A 21,916-nucleotide genomic window follows, 5' to 3' on the forward strand; every position below is an offset into this window, starting at 1 on the left:
AAAAACTGTCTCATCATTTTTGATTTAAAATTCGTAACTTACGCGGCCATATAAATACGTTCCAAATGCTCCTTCAGGCGCATTAAAACTATATTTGACAATATTGCCGACCGAAGAATCTTTGGCTTGATCAGGATGGCTATTAAATAAGTTGATCGCCCCTAAATTGAATTTCAGGCCTTTCACGAATGCATCCGCTTTGTAGCCAATATCCAAATCTGCAATCCACTGAGGGTCAAAGGTTTGGTCTAGTGCAGTATTGGTATTATTTAAAGTAGTCCATTTATCGTAGCGACGGACAGCCGTATTCACGCTCCATGCTTGATTTGACCAAAGTGCGCCAAGCGTTAACTTTGTTTTCGGCGCAGCAGATTCAATCAGGCTTTGTGTATTTCGTCCTGCAATACTTGAAACAGGAATTCGCTCACCTTTTGCGGTAATAGAATCTCGAGTTTCGGTAATTTCATTTTTGTTATATGCCAGACCGAGATTCAGATTTAACTTACCATATTGTTCAAGGTTTAAATCATGTTTAAGTGCGAGCTCTAAGCCTTGAGTACGTGTATCTAGTAAATTATTAAAGAACGCCACATTGGCAATATTCGAATACGGTGTATTGGCAAAAGCATTGGTAATTACACTTCCAGTAATATTGTCTGAAAGCAAAATACGATTTTTAATATCGATTTGATAAAGGTCCAAAGTTGCCGATGTATTAACAAGTGGCTTCCAAACAAAACCTAAAGAATAATTCGTCGATTTCTCAGGTTTAAGAGAAGTTCCGCCAATCAGTAAAGCCGCCTCACTTCCTGCAACTAAAGTTCTTTGTTGAACATCTTGCCAACCTGAAGCGGTTTGCACTGTTTGTACGCTATAAGCCGAATAGCCCTGCTGTGCCAATGACGGCGCTCTATAGCCTGTATTTACTGAACCACGTACAGTAAATTTAGGTGATACATCATATTTAGCAAATAATTTTCCGTTTGTGGTCGAACCAAAGTCTGAATATTTTTCACTTCGAACAGCGGCACCCACATTCAAGTCTTTAATAATATCTGCTTCTAAATCTAGATAGATACCATAGACATCACGGCTAATTTTTCGTTCATCTTGGTCTGTAATTCCGGCATATATTCCCGGAACACCAACGCCCAAAGTTGTGCTTGGATTGAAATATGGGCCGCGGGTATAGGCAATCGGATCACCAGCATTTTGCTTATATTGCTCCCAACGATATAAAACCCCTGTAGACAACGTGAGTGGGCTTGCGAACCAGTCAATTGCAATATCACGGCTATAATCTAGCCCTGTATTTAATTGTGAAAAAATATTTTCGCCCAAGTCATAGTTTGAAGGAGAATTTGGCCCGTAACTTGGATTAATGCCATTGCCTTGTTCTGTGCTGACTTTATTTTGTCCATAGGTTGCATAAAGATCATATTTACCTGACTTCTGCTCTCCTTTTTTAACTCCAACTGTCGTTGCAAAATCATCTACAGTGACCAAGCTCAATGGCGAGCGTCCATCTGGATAACGTTCTTTAAAATAGCTGGATTGATTCAGTACGGTTTTGGTTGTTGGGGGCTCATAAAAGTTTTCCCCTATTGTTTTACGATGGCCATAGCTACTAAAACCATAAAGTGCAACGTCATCTGTCAAAGGCAAATCTAGATTGGCAGTCACATTGATTTGATCTTTTTGTTCAGGGGAGCCAAATTTCCACGTTCTATAGGGTGTATTTTGTTCTGTATATTGAGCCTTGGTTGAACCATCATAAAAAGTTCGCGTATCAGGTGCTGTATTACTTGCAGCTTCACGTTTGCCTAAATCTAATGCAACCGTCAATGCACCATCGTTAGGAAGTGCAAAACCTTTCCAAAGATTAACTTTATGTTGTTCACCATCTCCTTGAGTGTAGCCACCTGTTTGATAGCTTACGCCACCTCCATGATCTCGTGATTTCAAAATAATATTAACGACGCCGGCAATTGCATCTGACCCATATTGTGCGGCAGCACCATCCCTCAAGATCTCTATACGCTCAATCGCGCTCACTGGAATTAAACTTAGGTCAGTTACCGCTGCGCCTCTTCCACCTGCATAGGCTTGGCGGGTGAAATAAGCGGATGTATGACGACGTTTTCCATTAATTAAAATTAGAGTTTGATCAGCAGATAATCCTCTAAGTGCAATACTTGGCGGAACCGATGCCCCAAACCCACCTGCAGGAGAACTCGGTAAAGTCACCGAAGGAGACAATCGTGTTAATGCTGCTGCAAGATCAGTTGCACCAGTCTCTTGTAACTCTTTGGCAGTTAAAATATCAACGGGTGCAGGTGCATCAAGTGAGCTACTAATTGCCCGTCTAGAGCCTGTGACAACCACAGATTGTAATGTGATGGCATCCTCTTTATCTGGCAAATTCTTTTGATCATTTGCCAAAGTAATTGAGGCAGTGAGTGTACTCAGTGCAAAAATTGAGGAGTGAAGAATGAATTGAGAAAAATATGTATGCATATTAGCTTCCTTAACGATCTAGACCGATATAGCAAAGCCGATGCCAAATATTTTATTATTTATTATCAATGCATTAAGAAATTTAAATAAAAGAATCATTGTTTAAATTTAAACAATGATTCAAAAAAATGCTTATAAAACTACAGTTGTGAAATCTGTAAATCGCTTAAACAAGTTGGTTTTGTAAATATGACTGATATAACTGAAAGTAAGCTGACTGCTGCTGTATTAAATGCTCATGTGAACCTTCTTCTACGACATGGCCATTTTTAATCACAACAATTTTGTCAGCCTCACGAATGGTACTCAGCCGATGTGCAATGACAATACATGTTCTATTTTGGCATAAGCGTCTGAGCGCATATTGTATTTTTTGCTCGGTATAAATATCGATTGCAGAGGTGGCTTCATCTAGAATTAATATTTTGGGGTTTGCCAAATAAGCACGAACTAAGCAAACAAGTTGCCTTTGTCCATGACTAAGATTTTTACCAAGCGCTCCCACTTCGGTGAAATAGCCTTGCGGCAGTTGTTGCAATATCTCATCCACTCCCAAGTCTTCAATAACCTGGATAAGTTTCTGGTCTGTAGCATCAGGTTGAACTAGACGTAAGTTATCTAAAATTGTTCCACTAAATAAAACATTATCTTGTAAAACGATACTCACATGCTGTCTTAAACTTGCAAGATGAATATTTTGTATTGGATAACGGTCTAGAAAAATTCCACCTTGCTGGGGTTCATAAAATCTCGTTAGTAACTGAACCATGGTACTTTTGCCATGTCCCGTTGGCCCTACAATCGCAATTATTTTTCCAGCTTCAATGTCCAAATTAAAGTTTTGTAAAACAGGTTTGTGGGTATAGGCAAAATCTACCGACTGAAATCGAATATGACCGTTCAAGTGTTCAAGCTTCAAAGCATTCGGTTGTTCTTGAATCGTAGACTGAGTGTCTAAAAGTAAAAATATTCGTTGCGCACATGCTGCTCCATTTGCATAACGTTCAAATAAATCGGTCAGTTCCTGTAAGGGGGCTAAGAATAAAAACACATAGAAAATACTCTCTGCAAACTGCCCTATACTAATCATGCCATCACTATACGCATAACTACCAATCACAATGAATCCGGCAGTAGCTAGAGTTGAGAGTAAACCTGTAAAGGGAGCAAACCAACTGGTCCGCTTGCTGCCATAAATAATAGAGTTATTAAAGTCTTTTAATAATTCTTGATAACGAGATTGATTGGTTTCGGTGTAATTTAATTGCTGAATGATTTTTGCTCCATTTACTGTTTCAACCAAATGAGCAGTAAACCGACTGCGTTCCTCCGCAACTCGTCCCCAATGTTTTTGTGATGACTTTTTAAAAATTGCAGTCATTCCAAATAAAATGGGTAGCGTCGCAAATAAACACCAGAAAAATGGTGGATAGATATGCCAAAGGAGTACTGAAGCTAATCCACAACGCAAAATTGCCGAAAGTAACTCTGGTGGCCCTTGTATTAAAACAGGCTCTAGCGTTTCGACATCACGATCGGCCCGTGAAATAATCCTGCCAGCCTTGGTACGATCAAAATAACCAATATTTAAACTTTGGATATGCTGAAATAACGAACGTCTTAAACCATTAATCACTTTCAAAGCTGCTCGGCCTGAAAGATATTTTGATACGCCCGCTAAAGCAAAACGACAAATCCAACTTAAGATTAAAATGCTAATCGCAATGAATAAAACAGGCTGATTCAATACTATTTTTCCAGCAATGTGTTGAAAGCCCGAATCTAAAATATATTTCACCACCCAAGGCCGAACAAAAACGCTCATCACTTGTAAAATTTCTACTGCAATTAAAGCAAGCAGCAAGTATCGAATGGGATAAATTAAAGGAATAAGTTTTTTTAGCATTCCTCTATGAATTGAGGCATTTGCCAAATTTTCTTCGATTTGTAGATCAGCTGATTTTGCAAATGGGCGGAAATTTTTAACACTGGTATTCATGCATCAATCTCCTGCTGCTCTAACTGAAAACCCATCAACTCTCGATAAAACAAACAATTTTGAACCAATTCAGCATGTGTGCCTTGGGCAATAATATGACCCTGATCAAGCACAATAACGCGATCAGATAAAGCAATCGTGGTTTGTTTATTAGAGTTAATAATGATTGTTTTCTTAAAATGGTTTCCATCATCAGAAAGTCCTGATAGTCGCTGTAAAACTTGTTTTTCTGTAGTGGCATCTAAGGCACTGGTAGAATCATCTAGTGCTAAAATTGGTGAATTTTTTAAAATAGAACGGGCCAAGGCAAGTCGTTGTTTTTGTCCTCCAGATAAGGTAACGCCCTTGTCCCCAATCAACGTGTCTAAACCATTATCAAGTCGTTGTAATAGTTCAGATGCAGAAGCTAAATGTAAAGCCTCTTTCATCTCTTGCTCCGTTGCATCTTGCTTAGCAACTCTTAAGTTATCTGCCAGTGTGCCACTAAAAAAGAAATTTTCTTGAGGAATGATCTGAACCCAATGTCGTAATTCAAATAGGCTCAAATCTTTAATATTCGTCCATCCCATTTGCTCAGAACCAATTAAAACTTGCCCTTCTGTTGGGTCAATAAACCGATTGAGTAAATTCATCAAAGTCGTTTTACCTGAGCCTGTCTTACCGACAACAGTAACGATTTCACCTGCTCGAAATTCAACACTGCATTGCTTTAAAATAAAATTTTTTGTTGTTTTATCCTGAAAGCTGACATTTTCTAATTTAATGCTTAATTCATCACGCCATTGCAACGTTAGAGGATATTGTTGATCTTCAATTGCAGACTTCTCATCTAGCATTTGCCAGATTCTTGTTGCAGACGAGCGAGCATCGGCAAAAATATGTAAGACCTGACCAATGCTTTCAATACGAAACACCAATAAATTTGCCATGAGAATGGCAGCAACAAATTGCCCTACTTGCAACTGATTTTGACCAATTAAATAAGCACCAAAAGCAATGACCCATAAGTAAGAACCCGCAATAATTACTTGCGGAATAGGTAACCGTTTTGCACTTGTCTTGATGGTCTGAATAGAATGATGAATAAATAGATCTACAGCATGGTTAAAACGTTGTAAAAGTTTCTCTTCGAGTTGAAAAGCTTTGACTACCCGAATTCCATTGACGCTTTCTGCCAATGTATCGCTGACTTTTTCATATGCAGATGCAACTTGATGGTCCAGAACCACCAATTGATTGGTCAGTTTAAATAGAACCCAAAGCCCTAAAAAAATAAATAATAAAGGAACTAGGCCAAGCCAAGGATGATACCAACACAAGAGCCCAACGGTTACGGTAACAACCAAGCTTGACTCAAATACTTGACGCCAAAAATTGATGAGCGCTTCTTTTAATTTATCTGAATCACGTGTTGTACGAGATAATACTTCTCCTAGCCCATGTTTCCAGTGCCATGAAACATCTAAATGCTGTACTTGGCTAAAGATTCTTTCCCTTAAAATACTTAGCAGTTGCTGGCCAATGGTTAAAGCACTTAACCCTGCTAAATATTGAATAACAGCTCTAATACTTGCAATACTCGTAAGTAGAATGAACCAAAACCAAGGATTTAAAGGATCAGTGATAGCATGCTGAAATAAGGTTGTTCGTTCACTATGTTTTAAGGTATCAATCGCATGACCGATTGAATACTGTTGAAGTGCTAACCCGATATTTGCGATAACAAATAAGGTCGCCGTCAATACAAAACGAAATGGCATAAAACGATATAAAGCCAAACTTCGCAATAATGGATAATTTTTAAACATAAAAGATAGTAAAAATTTAAGATTCCGTTTTATTGCGAGATTCATGCCAAATTAATGACCTTAAAAAATATTTTAAATTATTGTTTTATATTGTTTTTATAGAGCGCTATTTATGGGGGTGTTGTTTTTAAAACACCAACGCAATTCTTGTGTTGTAATCGCAACAAAATTTGATATATCAACATCATAAAAAAAGATATTAAAAATAATTTATAAATATCAATAAATTAATGAGTGGCATCAATTTTGCTTTAAAGCATGAAAACCACAAAAGGATGTCACGATGACAACACTTCAAACTCAACCATTAAACACACTTTGGTATACACGCTGCCCCGTACCAACTGGTCTAGGCATTTCAATTCAAAAAGGTTGGCTCAAAGAAAAATTTAATGAGCAGCAGATTGAAATAAAATCAATTCGAGAATCAAACTCCAAAGATATTCGTAACTCCCATTTTAACCATACCCTTGCCAACTCAGTTCGACATGGCGGCAGTATTCCTGCAATTTGGGCATATGCATCTGGTCAAAAAACCAAAGTGATTGGCTTATCTTGGGCTGATGAAGTTCAATTGTTATTAACACGCTACGATTCAAACATCAAAACTGTTGCAGACTTAAAAGGCAAACGTTTTGGTATTCCACTGAATCAAGATGCAATTATTGATTTCTCACGTGCACAGGCGATTCGTGGTTTAGAGAATGCCTTAAAAATAGTGGATTTGAAGGTGAGCGATCTTGAGCTGGTCGATTGTTTACGAGTAGATATTTTAGCTGCACAGCAACAACAGCCTGAAGAAAATGATTCTAGTTTTTATGGTAATCGTAACAAAATTAATGCAAGTGCAGAAATTGTGGCATTAATTAAAGGTGATGTCGATGCTATTTTCCTAAAAGGTGCACATGCTGCGCAAATTGCTCATGATTTCGCCCTGCATACTATTATTGATATTGGCTCACATCCAGACCCTATTCTACGCTCTAATAATGGAACACCAAGAACGCTCACTGTTGATGAAGATTTTCTAACGCAATATCCAGAGCAAGCCCAAGCGATTGTCGATGCTGTTTTACAAGCAGAACAATGGGCTCATGCCCATCCCGATGAAACCCGTCGTTATTTGGCAAAAGAGTGTAATAGCAGTGAACAATGGGTTCATGCGGCGTATGGTGCAGATGCGCATCTGAAACTCAACACTAGCTTTGATGAGACTTCTATTGTTGCTTTACAAGACCTGAGTGACTTTCTATACCGCTGGAACTTTATTCCTGCACAGATTAATGTTCGTGAATGGCTGGCACAGGATATTTCTATTCAAGCTCAAGTGGCTTAATACTTCAAAACAAAAAGGTTGTCTTGATGACAACCTTTTTTATTTTTAGCATCCAAATTCAAGTAACCCTAAACTATCGTAGTAGTTAGCATCGGTAATGTTAATCTCTTTAACAACAATTATTTTAACGGAGTCTTATCGAGTTTTATCCAATTTTAGGATTAGCTTTCAGCTGGAGTTACTTTGGTTTCGCCCAAAGTAACCAAAGGCATTGTCATCTGCAAAACCTGTTCTTTTCTTGGATTTATTAAAACCTCTCGTAGAAACAGCCTCTTGTTTAAACCATGCAGGTTGCAGATGACGTTTCCGAGTATCATATTTACTTTCGAACTCGGGTTATTTATTAAATTTAGTCACATTTTCCGCCTGTTTCTTCAGAAGTACCGAGTTGTATTCTCCTGGTGGAATATTATTTAAATAATAATTTCCAACATGATATAGCCTCCAGCGAATTGGATCATGCGTGGTGTGGGTTCGTGCGTTACGCCAGAAACGGTCTAGATTCCATTTCGATAAGGTTGAACTTGCGCCGAGTAATCCAAAAATTTCACTCGAAATTTTTAAAGATGCATGATCAGACTGACTACGGGTAGCAGCAACCGATAAAATCAGTTCCGTTTGTAAGTCTTCATCTTCTACATTTGCCAAATGCTGTTCAAAAATTTGTGCTGAACGATCTAACAATGCCTCAGCCGAACGGACCAAAACAGCAAACTCACCAATTTGTTTAATAATATGAGATTCATGTGTAGGTGAATCGACCCCACTTTCTACCCAAGGTCGAGCATGATGTTGTAAATAATCAATCCCGCCTTGTAATGCCCCTTTGGCAATTCCTGTGTCCATTGCAGCGTGTAAAATCTGAGGCCAAGTGAGTCCCGTACGTAAAACCGTTCCTAAACCACCAGTATTCCGCTTAGCAATATAACGTTCATCAACAATCACATCTTTAAAATTAACAGTGCCACTGACGCTATTATTTTGTCCCATTGCATCCCAGTCATCAAGCAACTCTACTCCCTCTGTATCTCGATGAATTAAAATCGAGACTGGTCCATCATCACTACCCGCAAATAAAGAAATCCATTCTGCAAGTAAAGAGCCCGTAGAATAAAACTTACTGCCGTTTAGAATTAATTGTCCTTCTGCATTCCTTTCTACGCGTGTTTTATGCTGGAACTTATCTTTGCCTCCCACTTCTGCAAGTGCATTGCCTAAACGCTTTCCACTTAATACATCGGCAAGTAATTGATCACGAATTTCATCGTCATAGCCAGTTAAAATTCCTCGGAACATAGTGAAGTGAATCTGTAATAACTGCCCTACACCACCATCGGCAGATGAAATAATTTTCACCACATTGACCAAGGTTGAAATACTGGCACCTAAGCCTCCAAATTGCTTGGGCACAATAATCGCGGTTAAACCGGCTTCTGAAATTAAACGCGCCTGATCATAAGGGACAGTCTTGTTATAACTTGGATCTCGAGCAAATTGATTCAGTTGATCTGCTACCTCATTTGCAATCTCAAGTGCTTCTTGCTCGCTTTGAATATGTCTTACGCTACCTAATTCTAAAAAACTGTGTTGGTTAATATCGTTCATTTTTAACTCCGAAAAATCTGTTCTTTTTTATGCGCTAACTTCTAATACGTTGTTTTTAAACAAGCTTGGCGCATGGGTAAGCAAAGTTTTGGTATATATATGTTGAGGATGACTAAGCACTTGATCTGTTTCACCGTATTCAACAATATGTCCATTTTTTAATACGGCGACTCGATCTGCGATTGCACGAACAACCCCTAGGTTATGAGTCACAAATAGTAAGGTCACACCTTGCTGCTGAAGGTCTTGTAACAGTTTTAAAATAGATGCCTGAACTGAAACATCCAAAGCAGAGGTAATCTCATCACAAATCAAAACATCAGGTTGGCACAATAAAGCTCGCGCGATCGCCACTCGTTGTCGCTCCCCACCCGATAAATCTCTTGGATAGAGTTCCTGAACTTGTATAGGTAGAGAGACTTGTTTAAGTACCTGTGTGACTTTTTCTATGGCTTCTTGTCGAGATGCTCCAAAGAAATGCTGCACAACTTTAATTAAGGTCTGTCCAATCGTATGCGCTGGATTCAAGGCTTTATAAGGATTTTGAAAGATATATTGCAGTTTATGTCGTTGCCGTAAATGACGCTGTTGTCCACGCAATGACAAGACTTCATCTGCTAATGTAATTTGTCCATCTGCATTTTCATTCAGGCCAGCAATCACACGTGATAAAGTTGTCTTACCTGAGCCAGATTCACCAACCAATGCTAAACATTCACCTTTTTTGAGTTGAAATGAGATATCAAAAAGAGCCTGTTGCTGCCCATACCACGCATTAATATGTTCAACTTTCAGCAGTGCTTCTCGATCAGTTTCTCGTTCAATAACCTGATGATCAAGCTCTTTAAAATTAATCACGCCAACATGATCCGAATGGTGACAAGCAACAAAATGCGGGTCAAACTCATCTTTTAATTGAGTTAATTCAGGTTGTTTTTGATGGCATATGTCTGTGGCGAAAGTACAACGTACTGCAAAAGCACATCCGGCTGGACGCTCATTTGGTGAGGGTGCGTGTCCTTCAATTGGAGATAAATATTTACGAATGGCCACATCGGGAATGGCGTTAAGTAAACCTTGCGTATAAGGGTGTTTAGGGGTTTCAAATAGTTGGGTTAATACCGCATCTTCAGCAATTCGCCCTGAATATAAAACAATCACCCGATCTGCAATATCTTTTACAACCGTTAAGTCATGCGATACATAAATAGCAGCAACATTATATTCACGGCATAATTTACGAATGATGTTCAACACCAATGTCTGTGTCGTCACATCTAAGGCAGTGGTTGGCTCATCTAAAACAATCAAACGTGGCTGTAATAAGAATGCCAAGGCCAATAAAATTCGTTGTTGCTGTCCACCTGAAAGTTGATGAGGATAACGCTTGAGAAATAGCTCATCATGAGGTAACCCCACTTCATCTAAAATTTTGGCTACTTTCTGGTATTTTTCAGCGCTTGATAACTGGGCCTGATGGACTTCTAATAATTCAAATAAATGTTGACCAATACTTAATGCTGGGTTGAGTGCCGCTCCAGGATCTTGAGCGACATGACTAATTTTATAGCCACGAACCTGACGTAAAGCATGATCATCTAAACTGAGAATATCTTCATCATCCAGTTCAATAGTTCCTTGAATAATCTTGGCGCCATGTCGTGCATAGCCCAATAAGGCACTCGATAATGTCGTTTTACCAGAACCACTCTCTCCGACCAGACCTAAAACTTCACCTTCTCGCAAGCTAAATGAAATATTAGAAACGATGTGATTGCCGGTGTTTACCAATGCCGCGGTTAAGTCTGTTACGGTCAATACTGTATTTTTAAATGTATTTGCCATATTTATTTTTCCTCAATCCGAGCTGCTGCACGTCCAACGCCCTCAGCCAATACATTCGTTCCGAGCGCAAACAAGGCAATTAAGATGACAGGAGCAAACACGGCCCATGGTTGAACTAATAAACCAGCGCGATTTTCATTAATCATGAGCCCCCAATCTGCTGCTGGAGGTGCCACGCCATAACCTAGAAAAGCCAAACCAGATAACATACCCACTGCCCATGTCAGCATCACACCAAGATGAATGAGTAATGGCGTCAATATATTGGGTAAAATTTCACGGAATAAAATATAAGTTTTTGAATAACCAAGAATTCGGGCAGCTTCGATATATTCCTGTTCCACTAAATTAAGTGCAACGCTTCGTGCAAGACGCACGACTCCTGGAATAAAAGCAATTGAAACCGTTAAAACGATGAGCCAAGGCTGTCGACCTAACATCGAAACGATAAGTAAGACCAAAATAAGATCAGGAAAGGCCATAAAAACATCAGTCAGCCAAGTTACGAACTGATCAATCTTATTTCGGGCAAAAGCAGCTAATATGCCTAAACTAGAACCAATAACTAATGCGACCAAACTGGCAGCTAGCGTCATCCAGATAATTGAAGCACCGCCAGCAAGAACACGTGACCAAACATCATGACCAATATAGTCATAACCTAAAAATGATTTTCCTTCGGGTGGTCCATAAGTCATGCCGACCAATGCCGTAGGTTCAAATGCAACAAATAACGGTCCAACCAATGCGAAAATCAAAACTAGGGCTGTGACTACAAATCCAAAACGTACTTGTTTTTCACGGATTAATGTTTGAAAAAAGTTTCTTTGGTACCAATGAAGTGAGCTCATTTCCCACCTCCTTGCTGAATATTCTTTAACGCATTGCGACGATCGACAGGTTTTACCGTAATTGGTCGGCCAGACTTCCATAAACGTAATGCCTGACGTCGCCCTGGTGAACGTGCTTTATGTCTTTTTGCAGTTCGTATTTTTGGTGTGAGTAAAGTCGTGATTAAATCTGCAATTAAATTAACAACGACCACACAAATGGTGAGCAATAAAACGATTGCTTGAATGGTCGGGATATCCCTCATTTCGATTGCTGCATTAAGTGCATTACCAATACCGGGGTAACTGAAAACCACCTCAATAATGAGAGCACCACTCAGCAAAACTCGTATGGTCAATGCTGTACCCTGCACCACAGGAACCAATGCATTTGGTAAAACATGTTTCCAAATAATCCGGCGCTCAGGAATACCACGCAGTCGTGCAGAGGTCACATATTCCGACTCTAGCGCATCAATCATTGAACCACGTACTAAACGCATCAGATATGGAATGAGTGATAAAGCTAAAGTTAAAATTGGTAAAATTAAAAACTCTAGTTGGCTATAAGGAGACTCATTAGGAATCAGTAACGAGGCCGCTGGTAATATATGTAAAACCGATGTTGAAAAAAACATCATTAACCAAATCGCAATAACAAACCCCGGCACCGCTTTAAACACAATAGAGCTAGAGACAATAATACGATCGAGTTTGCTATCGCGATGAAGCGAGAGCCACACACCTAACACGACTGAAATCGGTACAGTAACAACAATCACGAGGTTCGTGAGTGCAACTGTATTACCAAAATAATTCTGAATAATTTCTAAAACAGGCACATTGGAATCAATCGAGCGTCCAAAATTACCTTGTAACAATTGACTCAACCAATGCCAGTATTGAAGCAATATCGGATCATTTAATCCCAATTGTTCACGAAGTATTTGTACCGTCGCTTCAGGTGCTTCTGGTCCTAAAATGACGCGAGCCGGGTCAGATGGAAGTGCTTGTGTTGCAATAAAAACAATGAGACTAATAACAAATACAACCAATACCCCTGACACCAAACGTGTCAAAAACCAAGGTAACCATGCAGGAAATTCAAATGACTTGGCAATTGTTGGTTGTTGAATAGATGCTTCTATTTTGCTGGATTGAATTGTCATATTGGTTACCCTCTACGCCAGAATTCATCTGTACGCCACGCAGCAAAACCAGTGCGATCAGGGGTTACACCACCAATTTGGTTCGAATGTGCATCAAGGACATTATTAAAGCCCCAAATGAGTAAACCACCTTGCTTATGTTGAATATGCTGTGCTTCATGAACAAGAACTTTTCGTTTTTCCAAATCGGGTTGTTGCAATGCTGCATGCACTAGTTCCGTAAAACGCTCATTCTTAAAACGAGTTTTATTATTTGCCGCACCTGGTCCATCAATTTGCAAAACTGTTAATAAGAAAGGACGTGAAACGTTCGAGCCTGTACTAAATGCCCAATCTTGTTTTACTGCATCCGCAAAGGTAGCAGCCTCAACCTGTTTAACATTAATAATGACACCTGCCTGAGCAGCATGTTGAGCAAAAACTAATGCAGCATTGCTATCTGGGCCTGTATATAAATCGACAGTCAAACTATTATTAAAACCAGCTTCTTTGAGTAGCGCTTTTGCTGTATTTAAATCTTGCTTGCGCTGCGCAATACTGTGGTCATATACAGGATCACTAAACGAATAAAGGTCATTTGCAACTCGTCCTTGCCCAGCTAAAGCACGTTTGACCAAATCGTCTCTATTAGCAATCAATCTAAAAGCTTGTCGTACCCGAAGATCATTGAACGGCGCTTTAGCCGTATTCATATCAAATGATTGCCAAGCATCGGTTTCTGATGAAACAAGATTTAGCCGTTTATTAGATTGAATTAAAGAAATATGCTCAGCACTTACTCCAGATGCAATATCAATTTGACCAGATTGCAAAGCAGCAAGACGCCCTGTTTGATCTTTAAAATCAATAATTTCTATTGCATCGGCATAAGGTTGATTTTCTTTCCAGTAATTTTCAAAACGTACAAAACGTGAACGCTGGCCGGGTGTAAAACTTTCAAGCTTAAAGGGACCAGCACCAACTACATTTTTAACTGGGTCATAATCTGTAGGAACAATACCACCCCAGCTCATCCATGCTTCTGGTAAAGCAACCAATCCCTTTCCTTGAGAAAAAGGAATTTCAACGGTGTATTCATCGCGCTTTTTAATTGCATCTCTTTGCAAAGAATAAAGATAAGCTGCGAATGGCGAGGCAAGTTTTGGGTCGGTCAAACGGCGTAAAGAGAAAATAACATCATCAGCTGTAATGGTTTTACCGTGGTGAAATTCGAGTCCTTTTTTAAGGCGAATGGTCCATTTCGTTCCGTCATTATTAGGTTCAGCAAATTCAGCAAGGGCAAGTTTTGGCTGAATATCTCTGCCCCATTCCCATAACTTTGCATATAAAGGCCAGCCTCTAAACGCACTAGACATACCAATAGGTTTATGTGCATCTAAATTGCCTGCTTGGTTACCATTGATCACTCCAATTTTGATAACACCACCTTTTTTCGGCGTATCATTTTGGGGGGTAGCGGCAGTAGCGCTTTCAGACGATGAAGAGTCAGGTTTAGAACATCCTATAAGGCTAATTGCAGCAAAAGCGCCAACACCTAATCCCGTCTGTTTAATGAGTTCTCTACGTGTAATTTTATTCATGCCTTCTCCCTTAAACCACGACTTCTTGATTCAAGAGGGAATCAATGGATGAATTTTTATTTAGCTTAGGTAACTCAAAACCATGATCTAGCTCTAATAATGGAAACAATAAATCTGCTACCCGATAGGCTTCTCCAATTAAAGGGAAACCAGACAAGATAAAGGTTGATACACCATAGCTTTCGTATTCTTTAATCCGTTTGGCAATATTTTCAGCACTACCAACTAAGGCAGTTCCTGCGGCTGGGTTTAAAATATCGAAACCAAATAAAGATGGGCCAGTCCAAACATTAGGATAAATTTCAAAATCTTTAGCTTGAGGCAAATCACCTCGACGTAATTGTTCTAAGTTCTTTTGAATAGATGGGTTGTTGCTTTGATAACTCTCAAAACTTTCATTTGGAGGAAGCTGTCGTTTAACAGCTTCGATTGCATAATTTACATCAATCTTGTCAAGTAACGACTGAGCATATTGCCAAGCCTCTTCTTCTGTTTCCCGAACAATAATTTGTAATCGAGTCCCAAATTCTAAAGTTCGGCCAATTTTTGCTGCCTCAGCCGCAACCTTGCTAAACTTTTTTCCAAGTAATGGTGGTGTATTCGCAAAACTTAAATACACATCTAATAATTCAACAGAATGCTGAACGCCTTTGGCAGAAGTTCCTGCTCCCCACAAAGGAACACCCTGCTTTTGAGTTGGACCACGCCATTTGGACATTGGAGATCCACCCTCTAAGCGTGGAGCAATTTGAATAAACTCGCCCTCAAATCCCGAGGTATCACCTAAGTAGTTTTGTTGAAATGCATTCCAGTATTCTTTACTAAAGTCATAACGCTCATCATGAGTATAGTGAATGCCTAAAGCTGCCAAACCCTTATCATTTCCATTGACGACATTAAATAACAAACGCCCTTTAGAAAATGCATCAAAAGTTTGCGCATATTTTGCCAAAACTGCTGGTTGGACTTCTCCAGGATGTTGGGCAACCAGAAACTTTAAACGTTCAGTAAATGGAATTAAACTTGCAGCAACAGCAAGTGTTTCATACTCACTTGTACCCATGAGTGAACCGTAAAAACCAAGTCGATCTGCGATAATCGCAATCTGTTGCAAGTGTTCATAATCGGTATCCCACCGCCCAGATTCCAACCAAGGATATGGTCCATCTGGAGAAGTGAGATACCATAAAAGTTTTACAGCCATAGTATTCTCGATCTTTATTTTTTAATCTTTATCTAATTCAGGGGAAGTAAACCCAGCGATTTTGCTTTTTCAGTCAATCCGCTCATTTTCCATTGCTGATGTAAAACCCCTTGCCCGTATTCTCGGCTGCCACCGACTAATTCAGCCAGCAGCTGAATTTGAGCACCTTCTTCAAGCAATAAAATAAATTCAGCAGTTTCCTGTAGTCCTTGGCGTCCCCATACAGTTGCTCCACCATTGGCTTCCAAAATGGCCCGATGTTCAATATCAACTTTGAGTTGATCTAAAATAAAATCCACTTCAGCTTGACGGCGATCAATGTAAATCGGCAACTCTTTAAATAAATGGAAGCGCTGAACAGGCACATAGCGGATCGGTAAAGTACGATGGGTTTGAGCCCATGCGCCTAAATTCGGCGCGTGTACATGAGATATTGTGGTGACATCTGCATGCTCTTTAAAAAGCTTGTTATAGCGCCCACCTGCACTTTTTCTTCCCAATAAAACTTCACCATCAATTGTCTCCACCAATACTTTGCTTTTTTTATCTTTAGACCACGGTCCTGCATAGTTAAAAGTGACTAAGGTATTTTCAGGTCCACGTTCAACAAAATTAACTGTTCCATTTGCAGTAATTGTTCTTGTTTCACGGAATACTTCAAAAGCAAATTCAGCTTTTTCACGGTTCAATTCGATAAAGTCATTGAGTTCACGAGATAATGGCGTTTGAATAAGTGTTGTCATGGTCAAATCCTCTTTAAAAATTTTTATTTTGACGGCGTTTTAAAACTTCGAGTAAAGGACGATGATCAACCCATGTTTCAATATCGACATCGCGCTCTAAGAAGCCATGCAACCAAAGAAAATCTTTTTGTTGTTTTAATAGCTCTAAACGGTCTTTACTTAATGACGGATGTAAAGACTTATGAAAATTATTTCGATAGGCTGTTGCAACACTTTCTGCTCCTGCAATCGTTTCATCTTCTAAAATGACCAAGACCTCATCTAAATGATCTTGTGCCCAATCTGCGGTATCAAACAACTCTTCAAGAAAATCGACGACCACATCAAAATGATCTTCTAATAGGTCTTCATGGACCGTAATGGGACGAGGTGTACCGTTATTAACACGAGAAGTCACATCTTCAAATTTATCTAAATCAATCCCAACTTTTAGGCCACGTTTAGTTGCAGCTTCAACAGCAGAAGCTCCTTTTACATACACGGCATCAACTTCACCTGTAATTAATGCATCAAGACCTGACCAATACGTACTCGCATCACGATTCTCTTTAGATCCAGCACGTTCAGGTACTTCAATAAAATTCACATCACGAAAAGTGAGATTGGCAAGTTGTAAAGCACCACGAATACCTTGCAATGACATGGCTCTAAAAATACTGCCAGCACGTTTGTCAGCATATTCTGGTAAAGCTATTTTCGCATTTTTTAAATGCTCTGGCTGGCTAATATCTGAATCAGGTCGCACAATAATGACTTGCCACTCATCAATCCAAGTCAATCCAATGAGTCGGCTTGGCGCGCCTTCAGAGCGTGCGGCTAACGCAGGTACATTTCCACCCTCTCGGAACAGAGCTGGCAATTGATGATCAAAATGATGGACCGATAAACCTTTACGCGCATCTTGCAAGACAGCAACATCAATGCCGTGTTTTTCAAACTTTTTAACTAAAGTACCGCGTTTTAATGAAATACCTGTTGCTGTGGGTACTGGACATCGAGTGACCCAAATTTCAGACAGGATGTTTTTTACAAATTCTTTAGAATTTTCTTTTTTATCTACTACAAGTGACATACGGATTCCTTAGGATAATTCCACTTTCATCACTTACATTGAGCAGCTTTTATGCCAATTTAATTTATTATTTATTTTCAAATGTTTATGCAAATATAGTAGGATTGGAAATGTTTATATTTCATCATTTTTCAAGGCTAGTGTTGTTTTATCAACAATTATTTTAGACAAATATAACTTTCTATATATTTGTTATGACCACTTTTTAATTCAATGATTTTTTTAGGATGCCAGAACACTATCTTCTAGATATAAGTATCAGAAAGCTAAGATTCAATGTTTATATATAAAAAAACATCAGTTATCTCATCTCACTAATACTATGGACTGAAATCAATTCTACATAGGCTTCATTAAAAAATATCCTTATATTACTGCTCATTAAGGTAACAAGTTCAGTTAAAAAAAAATTAACTCAACTTGTTACCTTATTACTTAAGTTATTGAATTTTATAAGACCAAAAAGGAACAAGTTGAGTTAAACATACGATTTCAGATCTAAAGCTCTCTTTATGTAGGTTTAAGTTATTTGGCTGAACATCACTATTTGAGCAAAAATATGACATTCATCATTCTCTATTTAGCTTTACATAGCTAATATAATTTTATTGATCACCGTATAGCTTTTCTTAGAATCTTTGCTGCACTTAAATTTAGATGATCATCCTTGGCTAAAGAATTAAAATTTAAATTAACTTTCAGATGAACCATGCTCCGTTACTGCTTCTGAAGACAGCCGTACTGTTGGTGCAAGTGGGATGGTGGGCGATCGCTTTAGTTATGGTGCCTCTGTTTCGCATCAAGACTATGCAAACCCAACGTTTAATGCTAATGGTCGTTATCGTACTAATTATGCAACTGTTGGCGGCTCTTATAGTATTGCTAATTCTTACCAACAAGCAATGGTAAGTTTAAGCGGTAGTGTTGTTGCTCACTCACAAGGTATCTTATTTGGACCTGAACAAGGCCAAACCATGGTACTTGTACATGCGCCTGATGCCGCTGGGGCAAAAGTGAATAACACGGTTGGTCTAAGTGTAAATAAAGCGGGTTATGCAGTAGTTCCTTATGTTACGCCATACCGCCTTAATGACATTACTCTTGACCCACAAGAGATGTCGAGCGAAGTTGAACTTGAAGAAACAAGTCAACGTATTGCCCCATTTGCTGGTGCAATTGCTAAAGTAGATTTTGCAACTAAAACAGGCTATGCAGTTTATATTAATAGTAAAACTGCAGATGGCAACAGTTTACCATTTGCAGCGCAAGTTTTTAACCAGAAAGATGAAGCTGTAGGTATTGTTGCACAAGGGAGTATGATTTACTTACGTACACCCCTCGCTCAAGATCGTCTCTATGTTAAATGGGGCGATGAAAGTAATGAACGTTGTTCGGTTGAGTACAACATCAGTAATGAGTTGCAAAATAAACAACAAAGCATAGTTATGACTGAGGCTGTATGCAAATGAAAAGAATATTATTAACGGGTTTTTTATTTTCGGCAGGCCTTGGTGTATATGGTGAAGCTAATGCTGCTTGTACTCCTGAAACTGGATTTAAGACTCTAGACGTTCCTATGGCAGTTGGACGTGTGGTGGTTCGCCCAACTGATGAAGTTGGAAAGGTATTAAGGAAAGCTACCTTCCCTATTTCTTCCAATGGCTCAACTTACTGGTGTGATTCATATGGAGGATATTTAGAAGCTAATCTTACACAAAATTATCCTATTAGCTCCATCGGAAATAATGTCTATTCAACAAATATTCCTGGGATTGGTATTCGTTTATACCGTGAAGCAGAAAATGCTACAAATTTCTCTGGTTATTATCCTTATAGAGCGGCCACTCAAAGAAGTAGAAGGTATACGCTAGCAACAGGGTATTTTGTAGTGGAGATTGTTAAAACTGAAACACAGACTGGCTCAGGTACCTTAGTACCCGGTCGTTATAGTACTTATAATGCCTCTGGCTATTCAGCTGTTCCTTGGTTAACAAGTACTGTGTATGGTAATGCAATTACCATAGCTTCTTCTTCATGTGAAATTCAGGGTAATATCAATAAAGTTGTACAGCTGCCAACAGTTACAAAGGCAGGTTTTAAAGGTGTTGGCTCAACTCAAGGCGACCAAACCTTTGATATGAACATTCTATGTAATGGTGGTATTAACCCAACAGGTTATGAAGAGAAAAACCTCATTAGCTTAACTTACGACTTTACCCAAGACGGAACAAATAATCAGGTCCTAGCAAATACTGCTCCGACATCTGAAAAAGCAAATGGTGTAGGTGTACAGTTACTCTGGAATTATCAAAATAAAAATCAGGTTATCAAAAAAGGTGACAAATTAGCCTTAGGTACTTTGTCTTCTAACCAGACACTTCAATATAATGTACCAATGACTGCCCGCTACTATCAAACAGCAGCAAATGTGACGGCGGGTAAAGTACGTGCAATGGCTACTGTAACTATTGAATATGATTAATCATATTCAATAGTTAATAAAATTAATAATTTTCAAATAATTAAATATTAATAATAACTTTTACTTTCTAAAAATTTCATACTTAACTCGATAGGAATATTTATGAAAAAATAGGTATAGTGGCTGTTAGTGCAATTACATTATATTGGGCTATGTATGAGATGTCTTTTGATAATACCAATACAGTAACGCATAATGAGGCTAGCCAAAAAGTCACATCTAAAAACTTTTCATCATAAGTGCAATATCAATAGATGCTAAACAATTATTTGGACAAGAGTTGTCTAACAAACTCATTACTGACCGTAATGCATTACAGTTTAACTACCCTCAGGGTACAACCGATATCTGTGTAATACTATTTAAGATATAAAACTATCAAGTGTAAAAAAGGGCTGAATCACAGCCCTTTTCTTTCGTTTAGAAATGAATGACAGTACGAATTGATTTACCTTCATGCATTAAATCAAAAGCAGTATTAATGTCTTGTAGAGGCATAGTATGCGTTACAAAAGGCTCAAGTTGAATTTCACCTTTCATAGCATCTTCGACCATTTTAGGAAGTTGTGAACGGCCTTTTACTCCACCAAACGCAGTACCCAACCATTTACGGCCCGTCACTAACTGGAATGGGCGTGTCGAAATTTCTTGGCCTGCACCAGCAACACCAATAATGACTGATTGTCCCCACCCACGATGTGCACATTCTAGAGCCGAGCGCATAACATTGACGTTGCCAATACATTCAAATGAATGATCTACACCCCATCCTGTCATTTCTACGATCACTTGCTGAATAGGTTGATCATAATCTTTTGGATTTAAGAAATCTGTAGCACCAAACTGCTTAGCAAGTTCAAATTTATCTGGGTTGGTATCTACGACAATAATACGTCCTGCTTTTGCTTGACGTGCACCTTGTACAACAGCTAAACCAATACCGCCTAAACCAAATACAGCAACTGAATCACCTTCTTGTACTTTTGCTGTGTTATGCACGGCGCCAATACCGGTCGTTACACCACATCCAAGTAAACAAACTTGTTCGTGATTCGCTTCAGGATTGATTTTAGCTAAAGAGACTTCCGCAACTACTGTATATTCACTAAAGGTTGAACAACCCATGTAATGATAAATCGGTTCGCCGTTATATGAAAAACGTGTAGTTCCATCCGGCATTACACCTTTACCTTGAGTAGCACGTACCGCAACACACAAGTTAGTTTTTCCGGATTTACAGAATAAGCATTCTTTACATTCAGCTGTATAAAGTGGAATCACGTGGTCGCCAGGTTGAACACTTGTTACGCCCTCGCCTACTTCAACTACAACACCTGCACCTTCATGACCTAAAATCGCTGGGAAAACACCTTCTGGGTCATCGCCAGATAATGTAAAAGCATCGGTATGGCATACCCCTGTATGGGTAATTTTTATTAAAACCTCACCAGCCTTGGGTGGTGCAACATCAACTTCAACAATTTCTAAAGGTTTTCCTGGGGCAAAGGCGACAGCTGCACGAGATTTCATCTTTGGGTTTCCTTTATATCATTCGGTACTTATAGTCGAGCAAAATAGATTATGTAACCGTAATACAAGAGCTTAATTTTGCTTAAATTAAAATTGGCTTTCATGACAATCCATCACAGCATAGCCAGTCAGAAACGTCTAAGCAAGCCTGTACTAAAAAAAGAAGAAAACCTCCTAGATGAAGAGGTTTTCTATC

Annotated in this window: 15 protein-coding genes and 2 pseudogenes; 5 read left to right on the forward strand and 12 right to left on the reverse strand. The window is 38.9% G+C overall.

Annotated elements, in window-relative coordinates:
* Nucleotides 1-24: 24 nt before the first annotated feature.
* The 3 genes from KNQ97_RS00130 to KNQ97_RS00145 all read right to left on the reverse strand — a co-directional run bounded on the left by KNQ97_RS00130 (nucleotide 25) and on the right by KNQ97_RS00145 (nucleotide 6,324).
* Complete coding sequence (locus tag KNQ97_RS00130; RefSeq protein ID WP_021510743.1) at nucleotides 25-2,517, reverse strand: TonB-dependent siderophore receptor; 2,493 nt, start codon at nucleotides 2,515-2,517, stop codon at nucleotides 25-27.
* Between the two features lie 166 nt (nucleotides 2,518-2,683).
* A complete protein-coding gene (locus KNQ97_RS00140; protein ID WP_001098213.1) occupies nucleotides 2,684-4,516 on the reverse strand; it encodes an ABC transporter ATP-binding protein in 1,833 nt (610 codons plus the stop codon).
* On the reverse strand, nucleotides 4,513-6,324 hold the full coding sequence (locus KNQ97_RS00145) for an ABC transporter ATP-binding protein (protein ID WP_253611759.1): 1,812 nt from the start codon (nucleotides 6,322-6,324) through the stop codon (nucleotides 4,513-4,515). The genes KNQ97_RS00140 and KNQ97_RS00145 overlap by 4 nt, the downstream gene beginning before the upstream one ends.
* Nucleotides 6,325-6,607: 283 nt before the next feature.
* Here KNQ97_RS00145 and KNQ97_RS00150 point away from each other — a divergent pair, with 283 nt between their 5' ends.
* Nucleotides 6,608-7,660, forward strand: coding sequence for an ABC transporter substrate-binding protein (locus KNQ97_RS00150; protein WP_253611635.1), 1,053 nt, complete (start codon nucleotides 6,608-6,610; stop codon nucleotides 7,658-7,660).
* Between the two features lie 336 nt (nucleotides 7,661-7,996).
* On the opposite strand, the gene KNQ97_RS00155 is transcribed toward KNQ97_RS00150, so the two are convergent.
* The 8 genes from KNQ97_RS00155 to KNQ97_RS00190 are packed head-to-tail and all read right to left on the reverse strand — an operon-like array spanning nucleotide 7,997 to nucleotide 17,708.
* Nucleotides 7,997-9,265, reverse strand: a complete 1,269-nt coding sequence (locus KNQ97_RS00155; protein ID WP_021510746.1) for an acyl-CoA dehydrogenase family protein — start codon at nucleotides 9,263-9,265, stop codon at nucleotides 7,997-7,999.
* 27 nt (nucleotides 9,266-9,292) lie between these two features.
* Nucleotides 9,293-11,110, reverse strand: a complete 1,818-nt coding sequence (locus KNQ97_RS00160) for an ABC transporter ATP-binding protein (RefSeq protein WP_253611636.1) — start codon at nucleotides 11,108-11,110, stop codon at nucleotides 9,293-9,295.
* A 2-nt stretch (nucleotides 11,111-11,112) separates the two neighbouring features.
* The gene (locus tag KNQ97_RS00165) at nucleotides 11,113-11,961 is read right to left on the reverse strand and encodes an ABC transporter permease (RefSeq protein ID WP_174757587.1); all 849 of its coding nucleotides are present in this window, start codon (nucleotides 11,959-11,961) and stop codon (nucleotides 11,113-11,115) included.
* A complete protein-coding gene (locus tag KNQ97_RS00170; RefSeq protein ID WP_000155280.1) occupies nucleotides 11,958-13,109 on the reverse strand; it encodes an ABC transporter permease in 1,152 nt (383 codons plus the stop codon). Before KNQ97_RS00170 ends, KNQ97_RS00165 begins: the two co-directional genes overlap by 4 nt.
* Before the next feature lie 5 nt (nucleotides 13,110-13,114).
* Nucleotides 13,115-14,689 carry an ABC transporter substrate-binding protein gene (locus KNQ97_RS00175; protein WP_253611637.1) on the reverse strand — a complete coding sequence of 525 codons (1,575 nt, stop codon included), beginning with the start codon at nucleotides 14,687-14,689 and terminating at the stop codon, nucleotides 13,115-13,117.
* A 10-nt stretch (nucleotides 14,690-14,699) separates the two neighbouring features.
* Complete coding sequence (locus KNQ97_RS00180) at nucleotides 14,700-15,893, reverse strand: LLM class flavin-dependent oxidoreductase (RefSeq protein WP_031965301.1); 1,194 nt, start codon at nucleotides 15,891-15,893, stop codon at nucleotides 14,700-14,702.
* 32 nt (nucleotides 15,894-15,925) lie between these two features.
* Complete coding sequence (locus KNQ97_RS00185) at nucleotides 15,926-16,636, reverse strand: class II aldolase/adducin family protein (RefSeq protein ID WP_000209266.1); 711 nt, start codon at nucleotides 16,634-16,636, stop codon at nucleotides 15,926-15,928.
* Nucleotides 16,637-16,649: 13 nt separating this feature from the next.
* A complete protein-coding gene (locus KNQ97_RS00190) occupies nucleotides 16,650-17,708 on the reverse strand; it encodes an ABC transporter substrate-binding protein (RefSeq protein ID WP_162283751.1) in 1,059 nt (352 codons plus the stop codon).
* A gap of 716 nt (nucleotides 17,709-18,424) precedes the next feature.
* On the opposite strand from KNQ97_RS00190, the pseudogene KNQ97_RS00195 reads away from it, so the two are divergent.
* From KNQ97_RS00195 to KNQ97_RS00210, 4 genes and pseudogenes are all read left to right on the forward strand, one after another.
* Nucleotides 18,425-19,177, forward strand: a pseudogene (locus tag KNQ97_RS00195) (fimbria/pilus outer membrane usher protein); the annotation flags it as partial.
* On the forward strand, nucleotides 19,174-20,190 hold the full coding sequence (locus KNQ97_RS00200; protein WP_253611638.1) for a fimbrial protein: 1,017 nt from the start codon (nucleotides 19,174-19,176) through the stop codon (nucleotides 20,188-20,190). The pseudogene KNQ97_RS00195 and the gene KNQ97_RS00200, both read left to right, overlap by 4 nt.
* Before the next feature lie 98 nt (nucleotides 20,191-20,288).
* Nucleotides 20,289-20,426 (forward strand): annotated as a pseudogene (locus KNQ97_RS00205) (DUF4882 domain-containing protein); the annotation flags it as partial.
* Nucleotides 20,427-20,470: 44 nt separating this feature from the next.
* Nucleotides 20,471-20,563 carry a DUF4882 family protein gene (locus KNQ97_RS00210; RefSeq protein WP_252361924.1) on the forward strand — a complete coding sequence of 31 codons (93 nt, stop codon included), beginning with the start codon at nucleotides 20,471-20,473 and terminating at the stop codon, nucleotides 20,561-20,563.
* 47 nt (nucleotides 20,564-20,610) lie between these two features.
* Here the strand turns inward: KNQ97_RS00210 and KNQ97_RS00215 are convergent, their stop codons facing one another.
* Nucleotides 20,611-21,720: an S-(hydroxymethyl)glutathione dehydrogenase/class III alcohol dehydrogenase gene (locus tag KNQ97_RS00215; RefSeq protein WP_000842124.1), complete on the reverse strand. Its 1,110-nt coding sequence runs from the start codon at nucleotides 21,718-21,720 to the stop codon at nucleotides 20,611-20,613.
* Nucleotides 21,721-21,916: the final 196 nt, after the last annotated feature.

The organism is Acinetobacter sp. UC24323, assembly GCF_024151445.1.
Taxonomy (GTDB): Bacteria; Pseudomonadota; Gammaproteobacteria; order Pseudomonadales; family Moraxellaceae; genus Acinetobacter; species Acinetobacter baumannii.

Bases quoted from the DNA above. Each gene is read 5' to 3' on its own strand.
- KNQ97_RS00170 (WP_000155280.1), bottom strand. From the start codon at position 13,109: ATGACAATTCAATCCAGCAAAATAGAAGCATCTATTCAACAACCAACA.
- KNQ97_RS00140 (WP_001098213.1), bottom strand. From the start codon at position 4,516: ATGAATACCAGTGTTAAAAATTTCCGCCCATTTGCAAAATCAGCTGAT.
- KNQ97_RS00150 (WP_253611635.1), top strand. From the start codon at position 6,608: ATGACAACACTTCAAACTCAACCATTAAACACACTTTGGTATACACGC.
- KNQ97_RS00155 (WP_021510746.1), bottom strand. From the start codon at position 9,265: ATGAACGATATTAACCAACACAGTTTTTTAGAATTAGGTAGCGTAAGA.
- KNQ97_RS00190 (WP_162283751.1), bottom strand. From the start codon at position 17,708: ATGTCACTTGTAGTAGATAAAAAAGAAAATTCTAAAGAATTTGTAAAA.
- KNQ97_RS00185 (WP_000209266.1), bottom strand. From the start codon at position 16,636: ATGACAACACTTATTCAAACGCCATTATCTCGTGAACTCAATGACTTT.
- KNQ97_RS00160 (WP_253611636.1), bottom strand. From the start codon at position 11,110: ATGGCAAATACATTTAAAAATACAGTATTGACCGTAACAGACTTAACC.
- KNQ97_RS00200 (WP_253611638.1), top strand. From the start codon at position 19,174: ATGAAAAGAATATTATTAACGGGTTTTTTATTTTCGGCAGGCCTTGGT.
- KNQ97_RS00175 (WP_253611637.1), bottom strand. From the start codon at position 14,689: ATGAATAAAATTACACGTAGAGAACTCATTAAACAGACGGGATTAGGT.
- KNQ97_RS00145 (WP_253611759.1), bottom strand. From the start codon at position 6,324: ATGTTTAAAAATTATCCATTATTGCGAAGTTTGGCTTTATATCGTTTT.
- KNQ97_RS00180 (WP_031965301.1), bottom strand. From the start codon at position 15,893: ATGGCTGTAAAACTTTTATGGTATCTCACTTCTCCAGATGGACCATAT.
- KNQ97_RS00165 (WP_174757587.1), bottom strand. From the start codon at position 11,961: ATGAGCTCACTTCATTGGTACCAAAGAAACTTTTTTCAAACATTAATC.
- KNQ97_RS00130 (WP_021510743.1), bottom strand. From the start codon at position 2,517: ATGCATACATATTTTTCTCAATTCATTCTTCACTCCTCAATTTTTGCA.
- KNQ97_RS00215 (WP_000842124.1), bottom strand. From the start codon at position 21,720: ATGAAATCTCGTGCAGCTGTCGCCTTTGCCCCAGGAAAACCTTTAGAA.